Below are 20,046 nucleotides of genomic sequence, written 5' to 3' on the forward strand. Positions count from 1 at the left end.
GGGGCGTTCGCGATGAAACGCGTGATCCTGACCAGTTCGTCCGGCGTCGGTCTTGCCCATGCGGATCGCGCCGACATGGTCGTCCCGTTCATCTTTCGCTTCGTTTCGGGGCCACTGCCTACCTCGCATCACCTCGAGCAATACCTGACGGGAGGCTATGTCAGAGGCGATCCAGAGGTGCGTTGGTCCGATCTTGTTGGCCGGTTGCCTCAGACCGGTCTCGCGCACAAGGAGACAGGCCTGATTTGGTTTTGCGAGACCTATGGCGTCGATCTCATCGAGCTGTGGTTCGACCCTGAGCCCAATAGTCAGTTGCAACTGATCTGGATCCTCGATTATTTGCGGTCCCATCCATCGATCACCGATCGTCTGAGATTGCGACGTGTCAATTTCGATCTGCGCGGAGCGGACGGCACAGAGCTTCGCGATCGTATGGTGCGGGAATTGGAGGTCGCGGACTGCGACTTCGAGATCGCCAACATGGCCTGGGAAGCCTACCGGGCGCCAACGCCGGAGCTCTGTTTCGGATTGCTCGGCAGGGATTTCCCCAGGCTGCCCTTCCTGAAGCCTGCGATGGAACAATTGCTGGCAGAACTGCCATCACCAATCACCGGACTAGGTACGACGGAAGCGCGGCTTCTCGACCTGATTGCGCGGGGGCACAACCGTACCAAGGAGCTGTTTCAACCGGACGGTCCGCTGCAAACGCGCGTGCTCGATCAATGGGAATTGGGCCCGCTGCTCGAAGGGCTTGGGTCCGGCCCAATGCCGGTGATCACGGGTCTCGATCCGAAACTCGCGACGCTGGCCCCGCACGATGCGCGAGGCCGCAACGCCGCCTTTCGCCGAAGCCGGCTATCGCTCACCGAATTTGGGGAAGCGGTCCTTGAAGGCCGGGAGGATTTCCGCCGTCAAAACCCGATCAGACGCTGGTGGGGCGGAACGCTTCTGACCAACGAACGGCTGTGGCGTTGGGACCGACAGAACCATTCGCTGGTTGCACCCTAGATATGCGTTCGGGGCCGTAGGGTGGGCAAAGGCGCGCAAGCGCCGTGCCCACCCTATTCCAACGCGCACAAAGGTGGTGGGCACGCTTCCGCCTTCGCTCTTCGAGCTACGGCGGACAAGTCGCTTTGCCCACCCTACGAAGCTACGATCCCTTACTCCGCGGCCTCCGCGTAATCGCTGATTGGCGGGCACGAGCACACCAGGTTGCGGTCGCCATAGACGTTGTCGACGCGCCCGACCGGGCACCAATATTTGTCGGTGCGCGAGGTGCCCGCGGGAAAGCAGCCCTCGGCGCGGGTGTAGGCGCGATTCCAATCGTCGTCCGCGATGTCGTGCACGGTGTGCGGGGCGTGACGCAAAGGCGAAGCCTCGATCTTGAAGCGGCCGGCCTCGACCTCGGCGATCTCCTTCCGGATCGCGATCATGGCGTCGCAGAAGCGGTCCAACTCCGCCTTCGATTCCGACTCGGTCGGCTCGATCATCAGCGTGCCCGGCACCGGAAAACTCATGGTGGGGGCATGGAATCCGTAATCGATCAGGCGTTTTGCGATGTCGTCGACGGTGACGCCCGAGGTCGTCTTCAGCGCGCGCGGATCGACGATGCACTCGTGCGCGACGCGGCCCTTCGCGTTCTTGTAGAGCACCGGGAAGTGCGCATCGAGGCGCGCGGCAATGTAGTTGGCGTTGAGGATCGCGATCTCGGTGGCGCGCTTCAGGCCGTCGCCACCCATCATCAGAATGTAGATGTAGGAGATGGTCAGGATCGACGCCGAGCCGAACGGTGCGGCCGAGACCGGGCCGACCGGAGCTTCGGCTTGCGTCGCCGGGTGACCGGGCAGGAACGGCGCGAGATGCGCCTTGACGCCGATCGGGCCCATGCCGGGGCCGCCGCCGCCATGCGGGATGCAGAAGGTCTTGTGCAGGTTGAGATGGCTGACGTCGGCGCCGTAATCGCCGGGCCGCGACAGGCCGACCTGCGCGTTGAGGTTGGCGCCGTCCAGATACACCTGGCCGCCATGGTCGTGGACGATGTCGCAGATCTCGCGGATGTGCTCCTCGAACACGCCATGCGTCGAGGGATAGGTGATCATCACCGCGGCGAGATCTTTCGAGTGCTTCTCGGCCTTGGCGCGGAGATCATTGACGTCGACGTCGCCGTTCTTCTCGCAGGCGACCACCACCACGTCCATGCCGACCATCGCGGCCGAAGCCGGGTTGGTGCCGTGGGCGGAGGAGGGGATCAGGCAGATTTTTCGGTGCGTCTCGCCGCGCGCGGCATGATAGCCGCGGATCGCGAGCAGCCCGGCATATTCGCCCTGTGCGCCGGAATTCGGCTGCAGCGAGATCGCGTCATAGCCGGTGATATCGCACAGCCATTTTTCCAGCCGCGCGAACAGTGCGTGGTAACCCTTGGCCTGCTCGCGCGGGGCGAACGGGTGCAGGCTGCCGAACTCCGGCCAAGTCAGCGGCATCATCTCGGTGGTCGCGTTCAGCTTCATGGTGCAGGAGCCGAGCGGGATCATGGCGCGGTCGAGCGCGAGGTCGCGATCGCTGAGCTTGCGCATGTAGCGCAGCATCTCGGTTTCCGAGCGATGCGCGTGGAACACGGGATGGGTGAGGAAGGCGGTCCCGCGCTTCAGCGCCTCCGGCAGCGCCTCGCGCGTGGTCGCGTCGATCTCGGCGTAAACAAGCGTGCCGCCGAACGCGCGCCAGACCGCCTCGACGGTCGCCGGCGTCGTGGTCTCGTCGAGCGCGATGCGGAGCGCGGTTTCGCCAACGCCGAGGTTGATCTTCTCGGCGGTAGCGCGCGCGACGATCTCGGCGCGCTTGGCACCGGCGTCCACGCTGAGCGTGTCGAAGAAGCTATCCGACTGCGGCGCGAAGCCGAGCTTGCGTAGGCCGGCGGCAAGCACGGCGGCGCGGCGATGCACGTTGCGCGCGATCTGCGCAAGCCCCTCGGGGCCGTGATAGACCGCGTACATCGAGGCGATCACGGCGAGCAGCACCTGCGCGGTGCAGATGTTGGAGGTCGCCTTCTCGCGGCGAATGTGCTGCTCGCGGGTCTGCAGCGCGAGGCGATAGGCCGGCATCCCGCGCGAGTCCACGGAGAGGCCGACGATGCGGCCGGGCAGCGAGCGCTTCAGCGCATCGCGCACCGCCATATAGGCCGCGTGCGGCCCGCCATAGCCCATCGGCACGCCAAAACGCTGCGCCGAGCCGATCGCGATGTCCGCGCCGAGCTCGCCGGGCGAGGCGAGCAGCGTCAGGGCCAAGAGATCGGCGGCAACGATCGCGAGCGCGCCCTTGGCCTTCAACGTCGCGATCGCGGGCCTGAGGTCGCGCACGGCGCCCGAGGAGCCCGGATATTGCAGCAGCGCGCCGAGCACGTCGGATTTGTCGAGATCGGTGAGGGGATCACCGACGATCAGGGTCCAGCCCAGCGGCTCGGCGCGGGTGCGCATCACAGCCAGCGTCTGCGGATGGACGTCCTTGTCGACGAAGAAGGCCTTGGCTTCGACCCGTGAGTGCCGCTCCGCGAGCGCCATGGCTTCCGCCGCGGCGGTCGCTTCATCCAGCAGCGAGGCGTTGGCGACGTCGAGCCCGGTGAGATCGCAGATCATGGTCTGGAAGTTGAGCAGCGCCTCCAGCCGGCCCTGGCTGATCTCGGGCTGATAGGGCGTGTAGGCCGTGTACCAGGCCGGGTTCTCCAAAATGTTGCGCTGGATCACCGCGGGCAAAATCGTGCCGGAATAGCCTTGGCCGATCAGCGAGGTGAAGACCTGGTTCTCTCGCGCGAGCTCGGCCATGTGCGCGATCGCCTCGGTCTCGCTCAAGGGCTTGCCGAGATCGAGCGGGGCGGTCTGCCGGATCGAGGCCGGCAGCGTCTCCGCCATCAGCGCGTCGACGCTCTTGGCGCCGACGGCCTCCAGCATTGCGGTGACGTCGCGCGCCGACGGGCCGATGTGGCGGCGAACGAAGGTGGCGGCGGTGTCGCCATTGGATTTGCGGTGCGCGGTCATCATGGGTCCTCGCTTTAGATTTCGCTGTCGCCGTCATGCCCCGCGAAGGCGGGGCATCCAGTAAACGCAGGCGTCACGGCTTGAGCCGAGAAGCCGCGGCGTACTGGATCACCCGCCCCAGTGCGCACAAGGCGGGTGATGACACCGAATATGAGGTCAGAGTTCGCTTCATCTCACGCCGTATGTGCCTTGTAAGCGGCCTCATCCATGAGACCGCCGAGCTCGCTCTTGTCGGCCATCCTGATCTTGAAGAACCACGCCTTGCCTTGCGCGTCCGAGTTGACCAGCGCCGGCTCGGCGGCGAGCGCGTCGTTGGTCTCGAGCACCTCGCCGGTGACAGGCGCGTAGACGTCGGAGGCGGCCTTCACCGATTCCACGACGGCGGCGGCTTCCGCCTTCTTCAGGGCACGGCCGGCTTTGGGCAGCTCGACGAACACGACGTCGCCGAGCTGCGACTGCGCGTAGTCGGTGATGCCGACGGTGGCGACGTCGCCGTCGATGGCCAGCCATTCATGGTCGGAGGTGTACAGCGTCGTGGTCATTTTCTCAGTCCTCAGCGTTTGTAGGTGTTTTTCACGAAAGGCATGGCGGCGACGGTGAGCGGCAGCCGCTGGCCGCGCACCTCGGCGAAGAGTTTTGTATCGAGCGCGCTCGATGCCGTGGGCACATAGCCCATCGCGACCGGCGCGTTCAGGCTCGGGCCGAAACCGCCCGAGGTGACCTTTCCGATCGGCTCGCCGCCCGCTTCATCCGCAAACAGCAGCGCGCCCTCGCGCACCGGCGCGCGGCCTTCCGTACGCAGGCCGACGCGGCGGCGGCTTGCGCCGTGATCGAAATGAGCGAGGATCGCATCAGTGCCGGGAAAGCCGCCGGTGCGCGCGCCGCCGCTGCGGCGGCTCTTCTGCACCGACCATTCCAGCGCGGCCTCGACCGGCGTGGTGGCGGTGTCGATGTCGTGGCCGTAGAGGCAGAGCCCGGCCTCCAGCCGCAGGCTGTCGCGGGCCCCTAAGCCGATCGGCATCACATCGGGATTGTCCAGCAGCGTTTTGGCGAGGCGCTCGGCATCGGCCGCGGGGACCGAAATCTCGAACCCGTCCTCGCCGGTGTAGCCGGAGCGCGAGACGAAGCAGTCGAGACCGGCAACCTTGTGCGGGCCGGCGTCCATGAACTTCATGGCGGGGGCCTCTGCACACAATTTCGCCAGCGCGCCTTCTGCCTTCGGGCCCTGCAGCGCGATCAGGGCGCGGTCTTGAAGCGAATCGATGATGCAGTCATCCGAGAGATGCGCGCGCAGATGCGCCTCGTCCACTTCCTTGCAGGCGGCGTTGACGACCAGGAACAGGTGATCGCCGAAATTGGCGACCATCAGATCGTCGAGAATCCCGCCGTCGGCATTGGTGAACTGGGCGTAGCGCTGCCGCCCCGGGGCAACCGCGACGATATCCTGCGGCACCAGCCGCTCCAGCGCGCGGGCGGCATCCTCGACCTTGCCCGACTTCGGCCGAAGCGCGAGCTGGCCCATGTGGGAGACGTCGAACAGGCCCGCGGAGGAACGGGTATGGAGGTGCTCTTTCAGGACGCCCGCGGGGTACTGTACGGGCATGTCATAGCCCGCGAACGGCACCATCTTGCCGCCGAGGGAGACATGAAGCCCGTGAAGGGGCGTACGTTTGAGGGAATCTTGGTCGTCGCGCGCAAGCATCACGGGGCCCTCGGCGGTTCCCCGGGGACGATTCCCCGGTAGCAACCAGTCGAAGCCCCATCTGTCGCTGTGCCTGAGAGTATTATCCCGTCGGCGGACGTCGTCCGGGCTATGCCCGTCGGCGCCTCTTTCCAGATGTCGTCAAAGCCACGCGGTCCTTTTGCCTGAGAGTTTCCGGGGCGGTTGCTCCTTCGGCGCCGGCACCAAAGCCGGTCTCTCCCGACGTGGCCGTACGATACAGATGGGTACAGACCACAGGCCGGCCAAGCCTGTCAACGCGCACCTGGCGGCTTTCAACGGGATTGCAAACCGGATTGCGCGCCTGCGGCAACTCACTGATCTCCTTGCACAGTTTCTGGACAGCGCAGCTGGCCTTGTCTAAAAGCGCTTTGACCCGCAGATATCAGCCCAAATGCCCGGTTTGGATGGCGTATCGCGGGTCCAAGCACACCCGATTGGATGAACATGAGCGGCGTCAACGAGATCAGGTCGACCTTTCTGAACTTCTTTGCCGAGAACGGCCACGAGATCGTGTCCTCCTCGCCATTGGTGCCGCGCAACGACCCGACGTTGATGTTCACCAATGCCGGCATGGTGCAGTTCAAGAACGTCTTCACCGGCGTCGAGAAGCGGCCCTATCAGCGCGCCACCACCTCGCAGAAATGCGTGCGCGCCGGCGGCAAGCACAACGACCTCGACAATGTCGGCTACACCGCGCGCCATCTCACTTTCTTCGAGATGCTCGGCAATTTCTCGTTCGGCGACTATTTCAAGGAGCGGGCGATCGAGCTGGCCTGGACCCTGATCACCCGGGAGTTCGGGCTCAAGAAAGACAAGCTGCTCGTCACCGTCTACCACACCGACGACGAGGCGGCCGGGCTGTGGAAGAAGATCGCCGGCTTCTCCGACGACCGCATCATCCGCATCCCGACCTCGGACAATTTCTGGGCGATGGGCGACACCGGCCCGTGCGGCCCGTGCTCGGAGATCTTCATCGATCGCGGCGATCACATCTGGGGCGGACCTCCGGGCTCGCCGGAAGAGGATGGCGACCGCTTCCTCGAATTCTGGAATCTCGTGTTCATGCAATACGAGCAGGTGACGAAGGAGGAGCGCGTGGATCTGCCGCGTCCCTCGATCGACACCGGCATGGGGCTGGAGCGCATGGCCTGCATCATGCAGGGCGTCGACAGCGTGTTCGAGACCGACCTGTTCCGCCATCTGATCGACGCGACCGCGTCCGCGCTCGGCAGCGGGCCGAACGAGCAGACCGTCGCCTCGTTCCGCGTCATCGCCGACCATCTGCGCTCCTCGGCCTTCCTGGTCGCGGATGGCGTGCTGCCCTCCAACGAGGGCCGCGGCTATGTGCTGCGCCGGATCATGCGCCGCGCGATGCGCCATGCGCAGCTGCTGGGTGCGAAAGAGCCGCTGATGCATCGCCTGGTCTGGGCGCTGGTGCGCGAGATGGGCCAGGCCTATCCCGACCTGATGCGCGCGGAAAATCTGATCGAGGAAACGCTGCGGCTGGAAGAGACCCGCTTCCGCAAGACGCTGGTGCGCGGCTTGTCGATTCTCGACGAGAAATCGGCCGGCCTGAAGAAGGGCGACATGTTCGACGGCGACGTCGCCTTCACGCTGTACGACACCTACGGCTTCCCGCTGGACCTGACCCAGGACGCGCTGAAGTCGCGCGGCATCGGCGTGGATCAAGCTTCGTTCACCGACGCGATGGAGCGCCAGAAGGCCAAGGCGCGCGAGTCCTGGAAGGGTTCGGGCGAGGCGGCCTCCGAGGCAATCTGGTTCCCGCTGCGCGAGAAGCTCGGGGCCACCGAATTCCTGGGCTATGAGACCGAGAGCGCCGAAGGCGTGGTTTCCGCGCTGGTGAAGGACGGCCAGGAAACTGCGAGCCTCAAGGCCGGCGAGACCGGCGCGATCGTGCTCAACCAGACGCCGTTCTACGCGGAGTCCGGCGGCCAGGTCGGCGACACCGGCGTGCTCAGCGGCGAGGGCGGCATCAAGTTCCGCGTTACCGACACGCAGAAGAAGCTCGGCGATCTCTTCGTTCACGTCGGCACCGTCGAGAGCGGCGAGCTGAAGCTCGGCACCGCGCTGCAGCTAGAGGTCGATCACGGCAGGCGCACCTCGATCCGCGCGCACCATTCGGCGACGCATCTCATCCACGAGGCGCTGCGCCAGGTGCTCGGCGACCACATCGCCCAGCGCGGCTCGATGGTCGCGCCGGATCGTTTGCGTTTCGACTTCGTGCACCCGAAGCCGATCACGGCGGAAGAGCTTGCCCGCGTCGAGGACATCGCCAACGACGTGGTGCTGGAGAACGACGAAGTCACGACATGCGTGATGGGAGTCGATGAAGCGCGCGAGGCCGGCGCGCGCGCGCTGTTCGGCGAAAAGTATGGCGACGAGGTCCGCGTCGTCTCGATGGGCCGGACCGCGCGGGAGCGCGGCACCAACGCGCTCGGCTGGTCCGTCGAGCTCTGCGGCGGCACCCATGTGAAGCGCACCGGCGACATCGGCCTGATCACGCTGACCGGCGAGAGCGCGGTCGCCTCCGGCGTGCGCCGCATCGAGGCGCTGACCGGCAACTACGCGCGCAGGCACGCCAACGAGACCATGGCGCTGGCGAAGACCGCGGCCAACGAGCTGCGCACCTCGATCGACGACGTCCCGGCGCGCATCACAGCCCTGATGGAGGAGCGCAAGAAGCTCGAGCGCGAGCTCTCCGACGCCCGCAAGAAGCTCGCGATGGGCGGCGGTACATCCGTCGGGAACGGCGCAGCCGCAGGCGTGCGCGAGGTCGGCGACGTCAAGCTGATGGCGCGTGCGGTCGAGGGCATCGAGATGAAGGATCTCAAGAGCCTTGCGGACGACGGCAAGAAGCAGATCGGCTCCGGCGTGGTCGCCATCGTCGGCGTCACCGAGGACGGCAAGGCCGGCATCGTGGTCGGCGTCACCGCGGATCTCACCGCGCGCTTCAATGCCGTGAACCTGGTGCGCGTCGCCTCCGAGGCGCTCGGCGGCAAGGGCGGCGGCGGCCGACCCGACATGGCGCAGGCTGGCGGTCCCGATGGCGCCAAGGCGCCCGAGGCGCTCGCGGCGATCGAAAAAGCGATGGCAGGCGCGTAAACGGCCATGCGCCTCGTTCCGCGAGGACGTGGCTCGGCCGATCCCAACCTAAGGGATCGCCTGTACGAATTGCTGGAGCACGATCCGCTCGCCTACTCGATCGGATCGCGCTTCATCCAGGTGATCATCAGCGTCATCGTGCTCGACGTGGTCGCGATGATCCTCGCCTCGGTGCCGGAGCTCGACGCGCGGTTCGACACGCTGTTCAGCGCGGTCGCCGTCCTCGCCGTCATCGTGTTCGCGCTCGAATATCTGGCGCGGCTGTGGACCGTGGCGGGGCACACCCAGCGCAACGGCTCCGCGCTGTCCGACCGGCTCTCTTATGCCTTCTCCGCGCTCGGCATCATCGACCTCATGGCGTTCCTGCCGGCCGCGATCGTGCTGGCCACCGGCCGGCACGCGACGCTGGCTGGGCTCGGCGTGCTGCCGTTCTTCAAGCTGATCCGTTATTCGCCGGCGATGCGCTCGCTGCTCGCGGCCATCCATGCCGAGCGGCGTGCGCTGATCGGCTGCATCGTCATCCTGATCGGTGTGGTACTGACCTTCGCCTCGCTGCTCTACGCCATCGAGCGTGATGTGCAGCCCAGCAAGCTCGGCACCATTCCGGACGCGATGTGGTGGGCAATCGTGACGCTCGGCACCGTCGGCTATGGCGACGTCGTGCCGGTGACGCCGCTCGGTAAATTCATCTCGGTGTTCGCGATCATCTCAGGCTTTGCCATGATCGCGCTGCCGGTCGCGATCATCTCAACCGCCTTCGCCGAGGAGGTGAGGCGGCGCGATTTCGTGGTGACCTGGGGCATGCTGGCGCGGGTGCCGCTGTTCTCGCATCTTTCGGCCGCGGAGATCGCCGACATCATGCGGTTACTCCGGGCCCGCACCATCGAGCAGGGCGAAATATTGGTGCGCCGTGGCGATACCGCCTCGTCGATGTATTTCATCACTGCCGGCGAGGTCGAGATCGCGCTGCCGAGCCAGCAGGTGCGCCTCACCGACGGCACCTTCTTCGGCGAGATCGCGCTGCTACATAAGACCAAGCGCAGCGGCACGGTGACGGCGACGCGCAAGACGCGGCTGCTCGTGCTCGACGCCCAGGATTTTCACGCGCTGATCGAGCGCATGCCGACGCTCGCCGCCCACGTCCACCAGACCGCGAAGGCACGGCTCGAGGAGACCGGCGATCTTGCGGCGGCAGAATTGGCGCAGGCGGAGCGCGACGACACCGACCGCTGAGCGGTCAGCCCTTCTTCAGGAAAATGTAGTCGGCCGAGTAGGGCGCGCTTTTGAAATCGCCGGCCTTGTCGCAAGAACCCTCGAGCTTGCCGCCGTGGGTGTTGATGCGCTGGACGGTGGTGACCGGCGTCAGGATGCCGCTGCCGCGGCGGGAGGCGACCTCCAGCTTGAGCCAGGGGATATCGGCGGCGGTTGCGCCCGGCGCGTTGCCGATGGCCTTGCCGGCCACGGCGCTGCCGTCGGCGAGTTCCCAGTTCGGGCCGGCATAGTGGCGGCCGACGGTCTTGCCCTCGGACAGCAGCGTCGCGACCGGCTCGCGGAAAGCCCAGGCGAGCTTGCCGTCGGCGGCTGCCTTGCAGTCATAGACCTGCGCGCCTTCGGCATGGACGCTGAGCACGACGGTCTCGCCGGGGGCGGCGATGGCGTCGGGGAGCGGCTCCGCGGCTGCGGCGGGTCCGGCCACGGCCGCGAGCAGCAGGCAAGGGACGGCGAACTTGATGATGGACATGGGTGGCCTCCGCGCAAGGGTGTCAAAATGAATGGGCCGCGCCCAAGCGCGGCCCATAATGATCTCTAACCCCGATCAGACGAAAATAATGCGCGGGCTTACGCCAACGCTTTCGTGAGATTCTCGGCGACCTTGTCGAGGAAGCCGGTGGTCGAGAGCCAGCGCTGGTCGGCGCCGACCAGGAGCGCGAGGTCCTTGGTCATGTAGCCTTCCTCGACGGTGTCGACGCAGACCTTCTCCAGCGTGCTCGCGAACTTGGCGAGCTCGGCATTGTTGTCGAGCTTGGCACGGTGCGACAGGCCGCGGGTCCAGGCGAAGATCGACGCGATCGAGTTGGTCGAGGTCTCCTTGCCCTTCTGGTGCTCGCGGTAGTGGCGGGTCACCGTGCCGTGGGCGGCTTCGGCTTCCACGGTCTTGCCGTCGGGGGTGAGCAGCACCGAGGTCATCAGGCCGAGCGAGCCGTAGCCCTGCGCGACCGTGTCGGACTGCACGTCGCCGTCGTAGTTCTTACAGGCCCAGACATAGCCGCCGGACCATTTCAGCGCCGAGGCCACCATGTCGTCGATCAGGCGGTGCTCGTAGGTCAGGCCCTTGGCCTCGAATTCCTTTTTGAACTCGCGGTCGTAGATGTCCTGGAAGATGTCCTTGAAGCGGCCGTCATAGACCTTGAGGATGGTGTTCTTGGTCGAGAGGTAGACCGGGTAGTTGCGCAGCAGCCCGTAGTTCAACGAGGCGCGGGCGAAGTCGATGATGGAATCGTCGAGATTGTACATCTGCATCGCGACGCCGGCGCCCGGGGTCTTGAACACTTCCTTCTCGATGACGGTGCCGTCCTCGCCGACGAACTTCATCGTCAGCGTGCCCTTGCCGGGGAACTTGATGTCGGTGGCGCGATACTGGTCGCCATAGGCGTGGCGGCCGATGATGATCGGCTTGGTCCAGCCGGGAACCAGGCGCGGCACGTTCTTGCAGATGATCGGCTCGCGGAAGATCACGCCGCCGAGAATGTTGCGGATGGTGCCGTTCGGCGACTTCCACATCTGCTTGAGGTTGAACTCCTTCACCCGGGCCTCGTCCGGGGTGATGGTGGCGCACTTGACGCCGACGCCGACCTTCTTGATGGCTTCGGCGGCGTCGATGGTGACCTGATCGTTGGTCTCGTCGCGGTACTCCATGCCCAGGTCGAAATACAGCAGCTCGACATCAAGGTACGGGTTGATCAGCTTGTCCTTGATGTACTGCCAGATGATCCGGGTCATCTCGTCGCCATCGAGTTCGACGACGGGGTTGGACACCTTGATTTTTGCCATGATCGGGGAAGCCTCTTGGGAACGGCGCTTTGGCGCGCCACGGGAATATCCGCCGCCTCTTAGCACCGGACTGCAGCGGGCGAAAGCCAAGGGATTATGCACTTTTAGCTCATCCAGCTTGCCCAGATGGGGGGCGGGGCGGGCCCTGTCGCGGGGGCGGGCCTCAGGCTTCAGAAGAGATTCAAAAGTCGAATCCAACCCGTTATTTCCCTTGAGAATTTCGTCAGGACAGGCAAACGACAGGCGAACGGGCAGCCGGCCCCAACGGATCGGGGCAGACCGGCTTTGAATCAATTCCTGAAGAGCGCCTTGCCAAGGCCTTGAGAACCAGTGTGAAAGCGAAGCGAGATGTCGGGGACTGACAAGAGCAAGGCGGGCCTTTCCCTCGACGGTCCCATCGTGATCCTGGTCGAGCCGCAGCTTGGCGAAAACATCGGCATGGCCGCGCGCGCCATGGGCAATTTTGCGCTCAACCGATTGCGCATCGTCAATCCTCGCGACGGCTGGCCCAATATCGCCGCGCAGCGCGCCGCGGCCGGCGCCGACTATATTCTGGAAAAGGTCGAATTGTTCGACACGGTCGGCGAGGCGGTCGCCGACCTCGATCTGCTGTTCGCCACCACCGCGCGTCCCCATGACCAGGCCAAGCCGGTGGTGGGGCCCGAGGCAGCCGCGGCCGAGATCTCGGGTCACGTCGCGACCGGGGGCAAGGCGGGCATCCTGTTCGGCCGCGAGCGCTGGGGGCTGACCAACGAGGAGGTCGGGCTCTCCAACCGCATCATCACCTTCCCGGTCAATCCGGGCTTTGCCTCGCTGAACCTCGCCCAAGCCGTGCTGCTGGTCGGCTATGAATGGTTCAAGCGGGCAACGTCAGGCGAGCTGCCGCACAGCATGCCGGAGCGTTCCGAGCGCGCCTCGCAGCACCAGATGCAGGCCTTCTTCGACAACCTCATCCGCGAGCTCGACCGGGTCGAATTCCTCCGCCCGGCCGAGAAGCGCGACACCATGCTGGTCAACCTGCGCAACATCTTCAGCCGGATGGAGCCGACCAAGCAGGACATGCACACCCTGCACGGGGTGGTGATGGCGATCGCGGAAGGGCGCAAGGGCCCGGCCAAGGGCGGCGTGCTCGACGGCGAGCAGGCCACGCGCTTGCGCGCGCTGCTGGCCGAGCACGGCCAGGGCGGCGGCGTGCCCGACAGCGGCTCGACGGTGCGCGGGCTCGCCCGCCTGCTCCGCCGCAACCCGACCGACGCCGAGCGCCTGCTCTGGCAGGCCCTGACCCGCGACCGCCGCTTCGCAGGAGGGTTCAAGCGCCAGACCCCGGTCGGCCGGCACATTCCCGATTTCGTCTCGTTCCCACACCGGATCGCGATCGAGCTGGTCAATCCGGGCGAGGGCGAGACCATCGCGGCCGATCGCGCGGGCCGGCGGACGTGGCTGGAGGCGCGCGACTATCGCGTGCTGGAGATCCGGGCGGCAGATGTGGAGCGCGATCTCGAGGCGGAGCTGGTGCGGTTGCAGGGGATGATCGAGCAAAGCGCATAGGTCTCGTAGGGTAGGCAAAGCGACTTGTCCGCCGTAGCTCGAAGAGCGGAGGCGGAAGCGTGCTCAACATGTCGCTCGACAAAGCCAAGACAGAAGTCGTGGGCACGGCGCTACGCGCCTTTGTCCACCCCACGAGATCGCGCTTGTGGGGTGCGTTAGTCGTACTGCGTCAGGCGGCGCTTGCGACCGGGGCTTTCGGGCCGCTCTGCTGGAGGCGACGTAACGCGGCGAGGTTGGTCTCGACCGAGGCCAGGCAGCAACGCGATTTGCCGCCTGACTTCGCCTCGTAAAGTGCTGCATCGGCGACCGCGAGCAATTCCTCAACTTCGGCGCCATGATCCGGCGACATCGCAATGCCGACGCTGGCGCCGACACCGGCGCGCACCTCGCCGCCGAGCTCATAGGAGACGGCAACCTCGCTGATGAGGCGGTATCCCGCCTCCTGGGCCATTTCGGCCGTGACGCCGTCGACGAGCACGACGAACTCGTCGCCGCCCATCCGGGCGACCACCGCGCCGTCCGGCAGCGCCCGGCGCACGCGCCCGGCCACCGCTTTCAGCACCTCGTCGCCCGCCGCATGTCCGAACGTGTCGTTGACCGGTTTGAAGTCGTCGAGATCGAAGAACATCACAGCGAACCGTCGTTCGGCGTGGGCTCCAAGTCTGGCGCTGAGCGCCTCGACGAAGCCCGCGCGATTGAGCAGCCCCGTGAGTGCATCATGATGTGCGCGATGGCTGTTCTCGCGTTCGGCGCGCATGGTGGTGATCAGCATCCGATTGAGGCGGAAGGCGGCGGCCGTCATCGCGGCCAGATACATCGGCACCTGGAGGTAGACGATGTAGAACAGCGGCTCGCCGGCGAACGCAGCGCCGGGGATGATGGGACCGAGGCTCAGCAGGATCATGGTCCCGGCCAGCCGCGGCGCGCCGAAATTGCGGAAGCAGATGCCGCCAACCATCGCCGCCGCCGAGAGCGAGGCCAGCATGGCGACGACCCAGTCCCCGCTGGCCAGGCTGGCAACGACGCCAAATCCAACGCTGGCGCTCCAGGCGACCGCGAGCAGGAGATGAAGGTCGGTCGGCGTCGGGCGGTGGGCACGCGCCCTGCGATGCGCGCTGACGAGCACGGCGAGGCGGGCCAGGCAGATCGCGATCTCCATGACCAGCCAGACAATGAATGGTGCAGTCTGCTTGCGGCCAGCGATCACGGCGGCGACGGCAATGGTGTTGACGGCGCCGGCAGCAAAAACCGGCAGCGATCCATAGAGCTGGACAATGAGCGCGGCGCGGATGTCGTCGGGAACACCTAGCCCCGGCTCGGCGAGCCAGCGTGTCAGGCGCCAGCGTGGCGCACTGTAGAGTCCCTCGTCCGATTGCATTGCAGAGCGTCCCCGTATTCCGGGCGCCAACAACGATGACCGCTCCTAACAAGCCTTTTAAGACAGCCATCGATTGCCGGGCGTGCTTGACGCAAGGTAAACCGTCGCAAGCGCGGCCGCGGGCGTGCAGGAGAATGCGGATTGGTGCAGGCCGAAGGTGCGGCGACGGATGTGTTACGTGATTAGAGGTAGGGAGGGCAAAGCGACTTGTCCGCCGTAGCTCGAAGAGCAAGCGTGCCCACCATGTCGCTCAACGGAGCTGAGATAGGAGTGATGAGCACGGCGCTTCGCGCCTTTTGCCCACCCCACGAGATCGAGTTTGTACGGACATCAAAGTGGTGCTCCGCTAATCCACCCTACGAAGTACGCCCGAGCTGCACCTCGCGGTCGACTGCGATCCATGTCGTCCTCGCCACGGCCAGCAATCTCCCGGATTCATTATGGAGCGCGGCCTCGGCAGTACGCTTGCGTCCGTCGCGGCCGGTTGGCCAGGCGGTGATGATGCAGCGGTCTCCGGGGCGCGGCCGGGCCTCGATCCGTGCCGACATCCGGCCCAGCAGTAGTGGCGTCTTGTCGAAGGTCGCGCTCTGCTGATCGCAATTGCAGGCAAAGCCGGTGGGACAATCGAGCGCCGACCAGAGAAATTCTGGCGCAACCAGGCCGTCCTCGGCGGCCAGATTCGAGTCCGGCGTCCAACTCGCCGCGAGAACGGGGCTTTGCGCCCGACGTCCGAGCGATCCGGCGAAGATGCGCAGGCCGTCGCCTTTCGCTCTTGCGGGACCGCAGACGAAACAGTTCGGCAGCGGATGCTCGTGCGGCTTGAACAGCGCCAGCAATTCGGCCGCGCGTGCTTCCTGCAAGCTGGCTGTCTCTACGCGCGCGAGCTCGACGCTTGCCGCTCGCCCGGTCGCGACGACCTTGGCGCCGTCGCGAAGCTCCCATGTGCCGTCGTCCGTAGCGACAGCATCGAGCGGCTTGTCCAGGGGAGGCGGTGCGCGCAGCGTCACCTCCGCGCCGCCGGAAATGTGGCGGGCCAGCCGGCCGCAGACATAGCCGCCGTTCCCGGAGTTCGGAGGACCGCAAAAGCGCTTGTCGATGATGATCTCGGTCATCGGTTCTGTCCAATCTTCCTCGTCGGGCCCAGCCTACCTGATCTTGAGGACAATCCGTCCCTGAACCGTGCGATTGGCGACGGCGCGCATGGCGTCGCCAGCCTCCTCCAAAGGGAGGACGCGATCGATGTGCGGGCGGATCTTTCCGTCGGCCAGCAATTGCATCAGCGTATCATTCATGCGCGCGGCTTCCGCGGAGAATTTCTCCGCCCAGGCGCCGACAAAGACGCCGATGATGGCGTAATTTTTCAGGAGAGGCAGGTTCATCGGGATCTGTGGAATCTCGCCGCTGGTGAAGCCGATCGGCATCAGCCGTCCGCCCCACTTCATCGATCGGGCCATCTGCTCGAAGATCGCGCCGCCGACATTGTCGAAGCCGATATCGATGCCGTCTCCCGATGTGATCGACTTGATCCGGCTGCGCAGGTCCTCGCTGCGATAGTTGATGACCTCGCTGGCGCCGTAACCGCGCACCAGGTCGGCCTTGTCGTCGGAGCCGACACCGGCGATGACGCGCAGGCCGAGATGACGCCCGAGGTCGACGGCGGCAAGGCCAACCCCGCCGGCTGCGCCGGTGACGAACAGCGTTTCCCCGCGTTGCGCCCGTGCCCGCTCGACCAGCGCATAATAGGCGGTGCCGTAATTGTGCAGCACCGTCGCCCCGGCTTCGAACGCGACGCCATCCGGCAGCCGCACGCTCTTCGATTCCCTCGCGATCATCCGTTCGGCGTAGCCGCCGGTCCAGGCACTGCAGGCCACGCGATCGCCGGGTGCGAACATCGTGACCTTGTCGCCGACCGCGACGACGACGCCGGAAGCTTCCGTGCCGGGCACGAAGGGCGTCGGCGGCCGCATCTGGTAGAGGCCCGAGACCAGCAACTGGTCCATGAAGCTCACGGACGCCGCATGGACGTCGATGAGAATCTCGTCGCCGGCAGGCCGCGGCGTAGCGATCTCACCGAGGCGCAGATCCGCAGGGCCAGTGAACGAATTGCACAGAACCGCTTTCATCGGGGCGCTCCGAAAATGCGCGGCAACAGCATCGGAACGCGCCGGCGATAGTCCTGGTAGGTCGCGCCGAACTCGGCGATCAAATCCCGCTCCTCGAACTGCAGGGCGACCAGGATGTAGGCCGTGTTCGCAATCGCGAACAGAAGATGGCCGGCGGTCATCTCGGGCGTCGCCCAGAACGCGAGCAGAAAGCCGAGCATGAGCGGATGCCGCACGATCTTGTAGAGCAGCGGCGTCCGGAAGGATTGACCTGATATCTCGGCTCCGCGCAACGCGACGAGAGCCTGGCGCAGGCCGAACAGATCGGAATGATCGATCATGTAGGTCGATGCGAACGCGATCAGCCAGCCGAGCCAATGTACGCCGGTCAGGAGCCACGCCGTAATGCCGCTGGCCTGCCAGATCGGCGTCGGGATCGGACGCCACTGCCAGAACAGCAGCAGGAGGATCAGGCTGGAGAGCAGCACATAGGTGCTGCGCTGGCAGGCGATGGGAAGGCTTCCCGCCCACCATCGCTTGAATGCCGGGCGCGCCATGACGCTGTGCTGGATGGCAAACAGGCTCATCAGCAGCAAGTTGACGACGATGGCCTCACCCAAATTCGCAGGCGCGCCGACGTCGATCGACGTGTCGATTGACTTGGGCACGACATAATTGCCGACGAAACCGAGCGCGTAGAGGAATGAAGCCGTGAAGACGGCGTAGCTCACGATGGCGTAGAGCAGGATTGCGAGGCGCGTGAACATGGTTTTTCCTATTGTGCCGATGGCGGCGGTGCCGCATTCAGGAACCTGAGCTGCTCGCTGGCGAGTGGGCTCGATCTGGCCTGACTGCTATCGCTGGACCGTCCCCTGCGCGTCCCCCGGCGGCGCCGACCGGGGAGGGAGGATCTCCATGACGGCCTTTTCGCTTGTCACGTTCGGGTTCCCCGAGGTCCATGCCGACGACCGCCCGATCAAGCTGGCCTTACGCAAGGGGCTTGCGCTGCTGGTCTATCTCGCGGAAGCCAAAGGCCCCGTCGCGCGCGACCTCATTGCCACGCTGCTGTGGCCCGAGACGTCCCGCGAGACGGGCCTTGCACGATTGCGGCGTCTGCTTCACCGCGTCGAGCTCACGCTCGGCCAGGCGGTTTTCGAGACCGACCGCACAAGCTTGCGTTGGTCTCCGGAGGTCGAGCTGAAGATCGACTCGCATCAGTTCGAGCGCGCCTGCGATCGCGGTGCATTTGAAGAGGCCTGCCGGATTTATCGCGGCGACTTCCTGGCGGGCTTTTCTCCGGACGACTGTCCTGAGTTCGACGATTGGGCGTTCTTTCGCCGCGAGGCGTTGCGGGGACGGCTCGTGCAGGCGCTCGAGCGTCTGGTGCAGGACAGGAATGCTGCCGGCGATCATCTCGCCGCGACACTGCATGCGGGCCGCCTGGTCGAGCTCGATCCGCTCAGCGAGGTGTATGGCCGGCACCTGATCCGCAGCCTGCTGCTGGCGGGAGACCGAAGCGCGGCGGAACGGCGTCACGCTGCACTGGCGCAGCGGCTGCGCGACGAGCTTGGCGTCGCGCCGGAAGCCGAGACCGAGGCGCTCATGAGCCGCGCGGCCGCGCCGCTGCGCGATGCTCTTCCAGCGACACGCTATGTGAAGGGCGCCGGCGTGCATCTGGCCTATCAGACCTATGGAAGCGGTCCGCTCGATATCCTGGTCATGCCCGGCTTCGTCTCGCATGTGGAGCGCGCCTGGGAGCATCCGGCGAGCCGGACGTTTCTGGCCTCATTGATGAGGCTTGGGCGTCTCATCGTTTTTGATCGCCGCGGCATCGGGCTGTCCGACCGGGTCGGATCGGCCCCCGGCATCGATGTCACTGCGGAAGATATCGGCACGGTGCTGCGGGCGGCGGACTCGCGCCGCGTCGTGCTGTTTGGCGCATCCGAATGCGGGCCGGCCTGCATCAAATTTGCGGTCGAGGAATCCCGCCATGTGGCCGGACTCATCCTGTTCGGCGCACTGGCCAAGGGCTGCTGGTCGGAGGACTATCCGCACGCGCTGCGCGCCAGCCAGTATGACGCCTGGAGCAAGCACCTGATTGCGCAATGGGGCGGCCCGGTCGGGATCGAAGCCTTCGCGCCGAGCCTTGCCAATGATCCGCAGGCGCGCGCCTGGTGGGCGGGGCTGTTGCGCGCGGCGTCCAGTCCCGGCGGCATCTCCGCCGTGCTCGAGGCCTTTCGCGACGCCGATGTGCGACACCTTCTGGCGCGGATTGCGGTGCCGACGCTGGTGCTGCATCGTCGGGACGACAAGGCCGTGCGGATCGCGGCCGGGCGCGACATCGCGAGCCGGATCACCGGTGCAGAATTCGTCGAGCTCGACGGCAATGATCATTGGTTCTTTGCCGGCGATCAGCAGCCGGTGCTCGAGGCGATCAAGCGGTTCACGGAGGCTTTACCGCGTGAGGGGAGGTCGAGGCGGTGACGCCTCAAGCCTCATTTATTGGCACGTTTCGTGCCTCCCAAAGCGGCACAAACGACGTGACACGATGCCTGGCGAAGGGAGACCCCGACATGAAACGCGAAGACCTCACCGAAAAGCTGCTCGACATCAAGCGCGAGAACGGCTGGAGCTGGAAACACATCTGCGACAAGGTCGGCGGCTATTCCGAGGTGCTGATCGTCGGTGCGATTCTCGGCCAGATGAAGCTGACGAAACCGCAGGCCGCCAATGCCGGCGAGTTGTTCGGCCTGTCGAAGGCCGAGACCGCGATGCTCAACGAGGTGCCGATGCGCGGCACCGGCACGCCGATGCCGCCGACCGATCCGCTGATCTATCGCTTCTACGAGATGGTGATGGTCAACGGTCCGGCGTGGAAGGCGCTGATCGAGGAGGAATTCGGCGACGGCATCATGTCGGCGATCGACTTCGACATGGCAATGGAGCGCGTTGCCAACCCGAAGGGCGACCGCGTCAAGATCACCATGAGCGGCAAGTTTCTGCCGTACAAATATTACGGCGCCAGCGGCAATGTGCCGGAATACGGCTTCAAGGAGGGGTGAGGGACGCGAATGGCGAATCGCGAGTAGCGAA

The 20,046-nt window shown here is 65.7% G+C and carries 15 protein-coding genes and 1 riboswitch; of the genes, 6 read left to right on the forward strand and 9 right to left on the reverse strand.

What is annotated here, in order from left to right; all coding sequences use genetic code 11:
* Window positions 1-12 precede the first annotated feature (12 nt).
* Entirely contained in the window at window positions 13-1,008 is a 996-nt protein-coding gene (locus ABIB99_RS05180; protein WP_354174985.1) for a hypothetical protein, read from the forward strand.
* A 152-nt stretch (window positions 1,009-1,160) separates the two neighbouring features.
* Here the strand turns inward: ABIB99_RS05180 and gcvP are convergent, their stop codons facing one another.
* From gcvP to gcvT, 3 genes are all read right to left on the reverse strand, one after another.
* A complete protein-coding gene (gcvP, locus tag ABIB99_RS05185) occupies window positions 1,161-4,028 on the reverse strand; it encodes an aminomethyl-transferring glycine dehydrogenase (protein ID WP_354175279.1) in 2,868 nt (955 codons plus the stop codon).
* Between the two features lie 173 nt (window positions 4,029-4,201).
* On the reverse strand, window positions 4,202-4,570 hold the full coding sequence (gcvH, locus tag ABIB99_RS05190; RefSeq protein WP_166342526.1) for a glycine cleavage system protein GcvH: 369 nt from the start codon (window positions 4,568-4,570) through the stop codon (window positions 4,202-4,204).
* Between the two features lie 11 nt (window positions 4,571-4,581).
* On the reverse strand, window positions 4,582-5,730 hold the full coding sequence (gene gcvT / locus ABIB99_RS05195) for a glycine cleavage system aminomethyltransferase GcvT (protein ID WP_354175280.1): 1,149 nt from the start codon (window positions 5,728-5,730) through the stop codon (window positions 4,582-4,584).
* 143 nt (window positions 5,731-5,873) lie between these two features.
* A riboswitch (glycine riboswitch) is annotated at window positions 5,874-5,962 on the reverse strand.
* A 233-nt stretch (window positions 5,963-6,195) separates the two neighbouring features.
* Between gcvT and alaS the strand changes: the two genes are divergently transcribed.
* Together alaS and ABIB99_RS05205 are read left to right on the forward strand one after the other, a co-directional pair.
* Window positions 6,196-8,874, forward strand: coding sequence for an alanine--tRNA ligase (gene alaS / locus ABIB99_RS05200; protein WP_354174986.1), 2,679 nt, complete (start codon window positions 6,196-6,198; stop codon window positions 8,872-8,874).
* Window positions 8,875-8,880: 6 nt separating this feature from the next.
* On the forward strand, window positions 8,881-10,107 hold the full coding sequence (locus tag ABIB99_RS05205) for a cyclic nucleotide-gated ion channel (RefSeq protein ID WP_071912352.1): 1,227 nt from the start codon (window positions 8,881-8,883) through the stop codon (window positions 10,105-10,107).
* Window positions 10,108-10,111: 4 nt separating this feature from the next.
* On the opposite strand, the gene ABIB99_RS05210 is transcribed toward ABIB99_RS05205, so the two are convergent.
* Together ABIB99_RS05210 and ABIB99_RS05215 are read right to left on the reverse strand one after the other, a co-directional pair.
* On the reverse strand, window positions 10,112-10,615 hold the full coding sequence (locus ABIB99_RS05210; RefSeq protein WP_354174987.1) for a DUF3455 domain-containing protein: 504 nt from the start codon (window positions 10,613-10,615) through the stop codon (window positions 10,112-10,114).
* Between the two features lie 98 nt (window positions 10,616-10,713).
* Complete coding sequence (locus tag ABIB99_RS05215) at window positions 10,714-11,925, reverse strand: NADP-dependent isocitrate dehydrogenase (RefSeq protein ID WP_166342521.1); 1,212 nt, start codon at window positions 11,923-11,925, stop codon at window positions 10,714-10,716.
* A 348-nt stretch (window positions 11,926-12,273) separates the two neighbouring features.
* Here ABIB99_RS05215 and ABIB99_RS05220 point away from each other — a divergent pair, with 348 nt between their 5' ends.
* Entirely contained in the window at window positions 12,274-13,473 is a 1,200-nt protein-coding gene (locus ABIB99_RS05220; RefSeq protein ID WP_354174988.1) for a TrmJ/YjtD family RNA methyltransferase, read from the forward strand.
* A 169-nt stretch (window positions 13,474-13,642) separates the two neighbouring features.
* Here the strand turns inward: ABIB99_RS05220 and ABIB99_RS05225 are convergent, their stop codons facing one another.
* The 4 genes from ABIB99_RS05225 to mddA form a co-directional block, all read right to left on the reverse strand.
* Complete coding sequence (locus ABIB99_RS05225) at window positions 13,643-14,851, reverse strand: GGDEF domain-containing protein (RefSeq protein ID WP_071912364.1); 1,209 nt, start codon at window positions 14,849-14,851, stop codon at window positions 13,643-13,645.
* A gap of 356 nt (window positions 14,852-15,207) precedes the next feature.
* On the reverse strand, window positions 15,208-15,963 hold the full coding sequence (locus ABIB99_RS05230; protein ID WP_354174989.1) for a hotdog family protein: 756 nt from the start codon (window positions 15,961-15,963) through the stop codon (window positions 15,208-15,210).
* Window positions 15,964-15,996: 33 nt separating this feature from the next.
* Window positions 15,997-16,974 carry an NADPH:quinone oxidoreductase family protein gene (locus ABIB99_RS05235; protein WP_354174990.1) on the reverse strand — a complete coding sequence of 326 codons (978 nt, stop codon included), beginning with the start codon at window positions 16,972-16,974 and terminating at the stop codon, window positions 15,997-15,999.
* The gene (gene mddA / locus ABIB99_RS05240; RefSeq protein WP_354174991.1) at window positions 16,971-17,720 is read right to left on the reverse strand and encodes a methanethiol S-methyltransferase; all 750 of its coding nucleotides are present in this window, start codon (window positions 17,718-17,720) and stop codon (window positions 16,971-16,973) included. Before mddA ends, ABIB99_RS05235 begins: the two co-directional genes overlap by 4 nt.
* A 148-nt stretch (window positions 17,721-17,868) precedes the next feature.
* On the opposite strand from mddA, the gene ABIB99_RS05245 reads away from it, so the two are divergent.
* Together ABIB99_RS05245 and cynS are read left to right on the forward strand one after the other, a co-directional pair.
* Window positions 17,869-19,437 (forward strand): bifunctional AfsR/SARP family transcriptional regulator/alpha/beta hydrolase, encoded by a 1,569-nt coding sequence (locus ABIB99_RS05245; RefSeq protein ID WP_354174992.1) that lies wholly within the window; start codon window positions 17,869-17,871, stop codon window positions 19,435-19,437.
* Between the two features lie 89 nt (window positions 19,438-19,526).
* Window positions 19,527-20,015, forward strand: a complete 489-nt coding sequence (gene cynS / locus ABIB99_RS05250; protein WP_014494123.1) for a cyanase — start codon at window positions 19,527-19,529, stop codon at window positions 20,013-20,015.
* The last annotated feature ends 31 nt before the right edge of the window (window positions 20,016-20,046 follow it).

This window comes from Bradyrhizobium sp. LA6.1, from assembly GCF_040547805.1.
GTDB classification, from domain to species: domain Bacteria; phylum Pseudomonadota; class Alphaproteobacteria; order Rhizobiales; family Xanthobacteraceae; genus Bradyrhizobium; species Bradyrhizobium barranii.

Excerpts from the sequence above, each read along its gene's own strand:
- ABIB99_RS05180 (WP_354174985.1), top strand. The coding sequence starts at position 13 with ATGAAACGCGTGATCCTGACCAGTTCGTCCGGCGTCGGTCTTGCCCAT.
- gcvP (WP_354175279.1), bottom strand. The coding sequence starts at position 4,028 with ATGACCGCGCACCGCAAATCCAATGGCGACACCGCCGCCACCTTCGTT.
- gcvH (WP_166342526.1), bottom strand. The coding sequence starts at position 4,570 with ATGACCACGACGCTGTACACCTCCGACCATGAATGGCTGGCCATCGAC.
- gcvT (WP_354175280.1), bottom strand. The coding sequence starts at position 5,730 with ATGCTTGCGCGCGACGACCAAGATTCCCTCAAACGTACGCCCCTTCAC.
- alaS (WP_354174986.1), top strand. The coding sequence starts at position 6,196 with ATGAGCGGCGTCAACGAGATCAGGTCGACCTTTCTGAACTTCTTTGCC.
- ABIB99_RS05205 (WP_071912352.1), top strand. The coding sequence starts at position 8,881 with ATGCGCCTCGTTCCGCGAGGACGTGGCTCGGCCGATCCCAACCTAAGG.
- ABIB99_RS05210 (WP_354174987.1), bottom strand. The coding sequence starts at position 10,615 with ATGTCCATCATCAAGTTCGCCGTCCCTTGCCTGCTGCTCGCGGCCGTG.
- ABIB99_RS05215 (WP_166342521.1), bottom strand. The coding sequence starts at position 11,925 with ATGGCAAAAATCAAGGTGTCCAACCCCGTCGTCGAACTCGATGGCGAC.
- ABIB99_RS05220 (WP_354174988.1), top strand. The coding sequence starts at position 12,274 with ATGTCGGGGACTGACAAGAGCAAGGCGGGCCTTTCCCTCGACGGTCCC.
- ABIB99_RS05225 (WP_071912364.1), bottom strand. The coding sequence starts at position 14,851 with ATGCAATCGGACGAGGGACTCTACAGTGCGCCACGCTGGCGCCTGACA.
- ABIB99_RS05230 (WP_354174989.1), bottom strand. The coding sequence starts at position 15,963 with ATGACCGAGATCATCATCGACAAGCGCTTTTGCGGTCCTCCGAACTCC.
- ABIB99_RS05235 (WP_354174990.1), bottom strand. The coding sequence starts at position 16,974 with ATGAAAGCGGTTCTGTGCAATTCGTTCACTGGCCCTGCGGATCTGCGC.
- mddA (WP_354174991.1), bottom strand. The coding sequence starts at position 17,720 with ATGTTCACGCGCCTCGCAATCCTGCTCTACGCCATCGTGAGCTACGCC.
- ABIB99_RS05245 (WP_354174992.1), top strand. The coding sequence starts at position 17,869 with ATGACGGCCTTTTCGCTTGTCACGTTCGGGTTCCCCGAGGTCCATGCC.
- cynS (WP_014494123.1), top strand. The coding sequence starts at position 19,527 with ATGAAACGCGAAGACCTCACCGAAAAGCTGCTCGACATCAAGCGCGAG.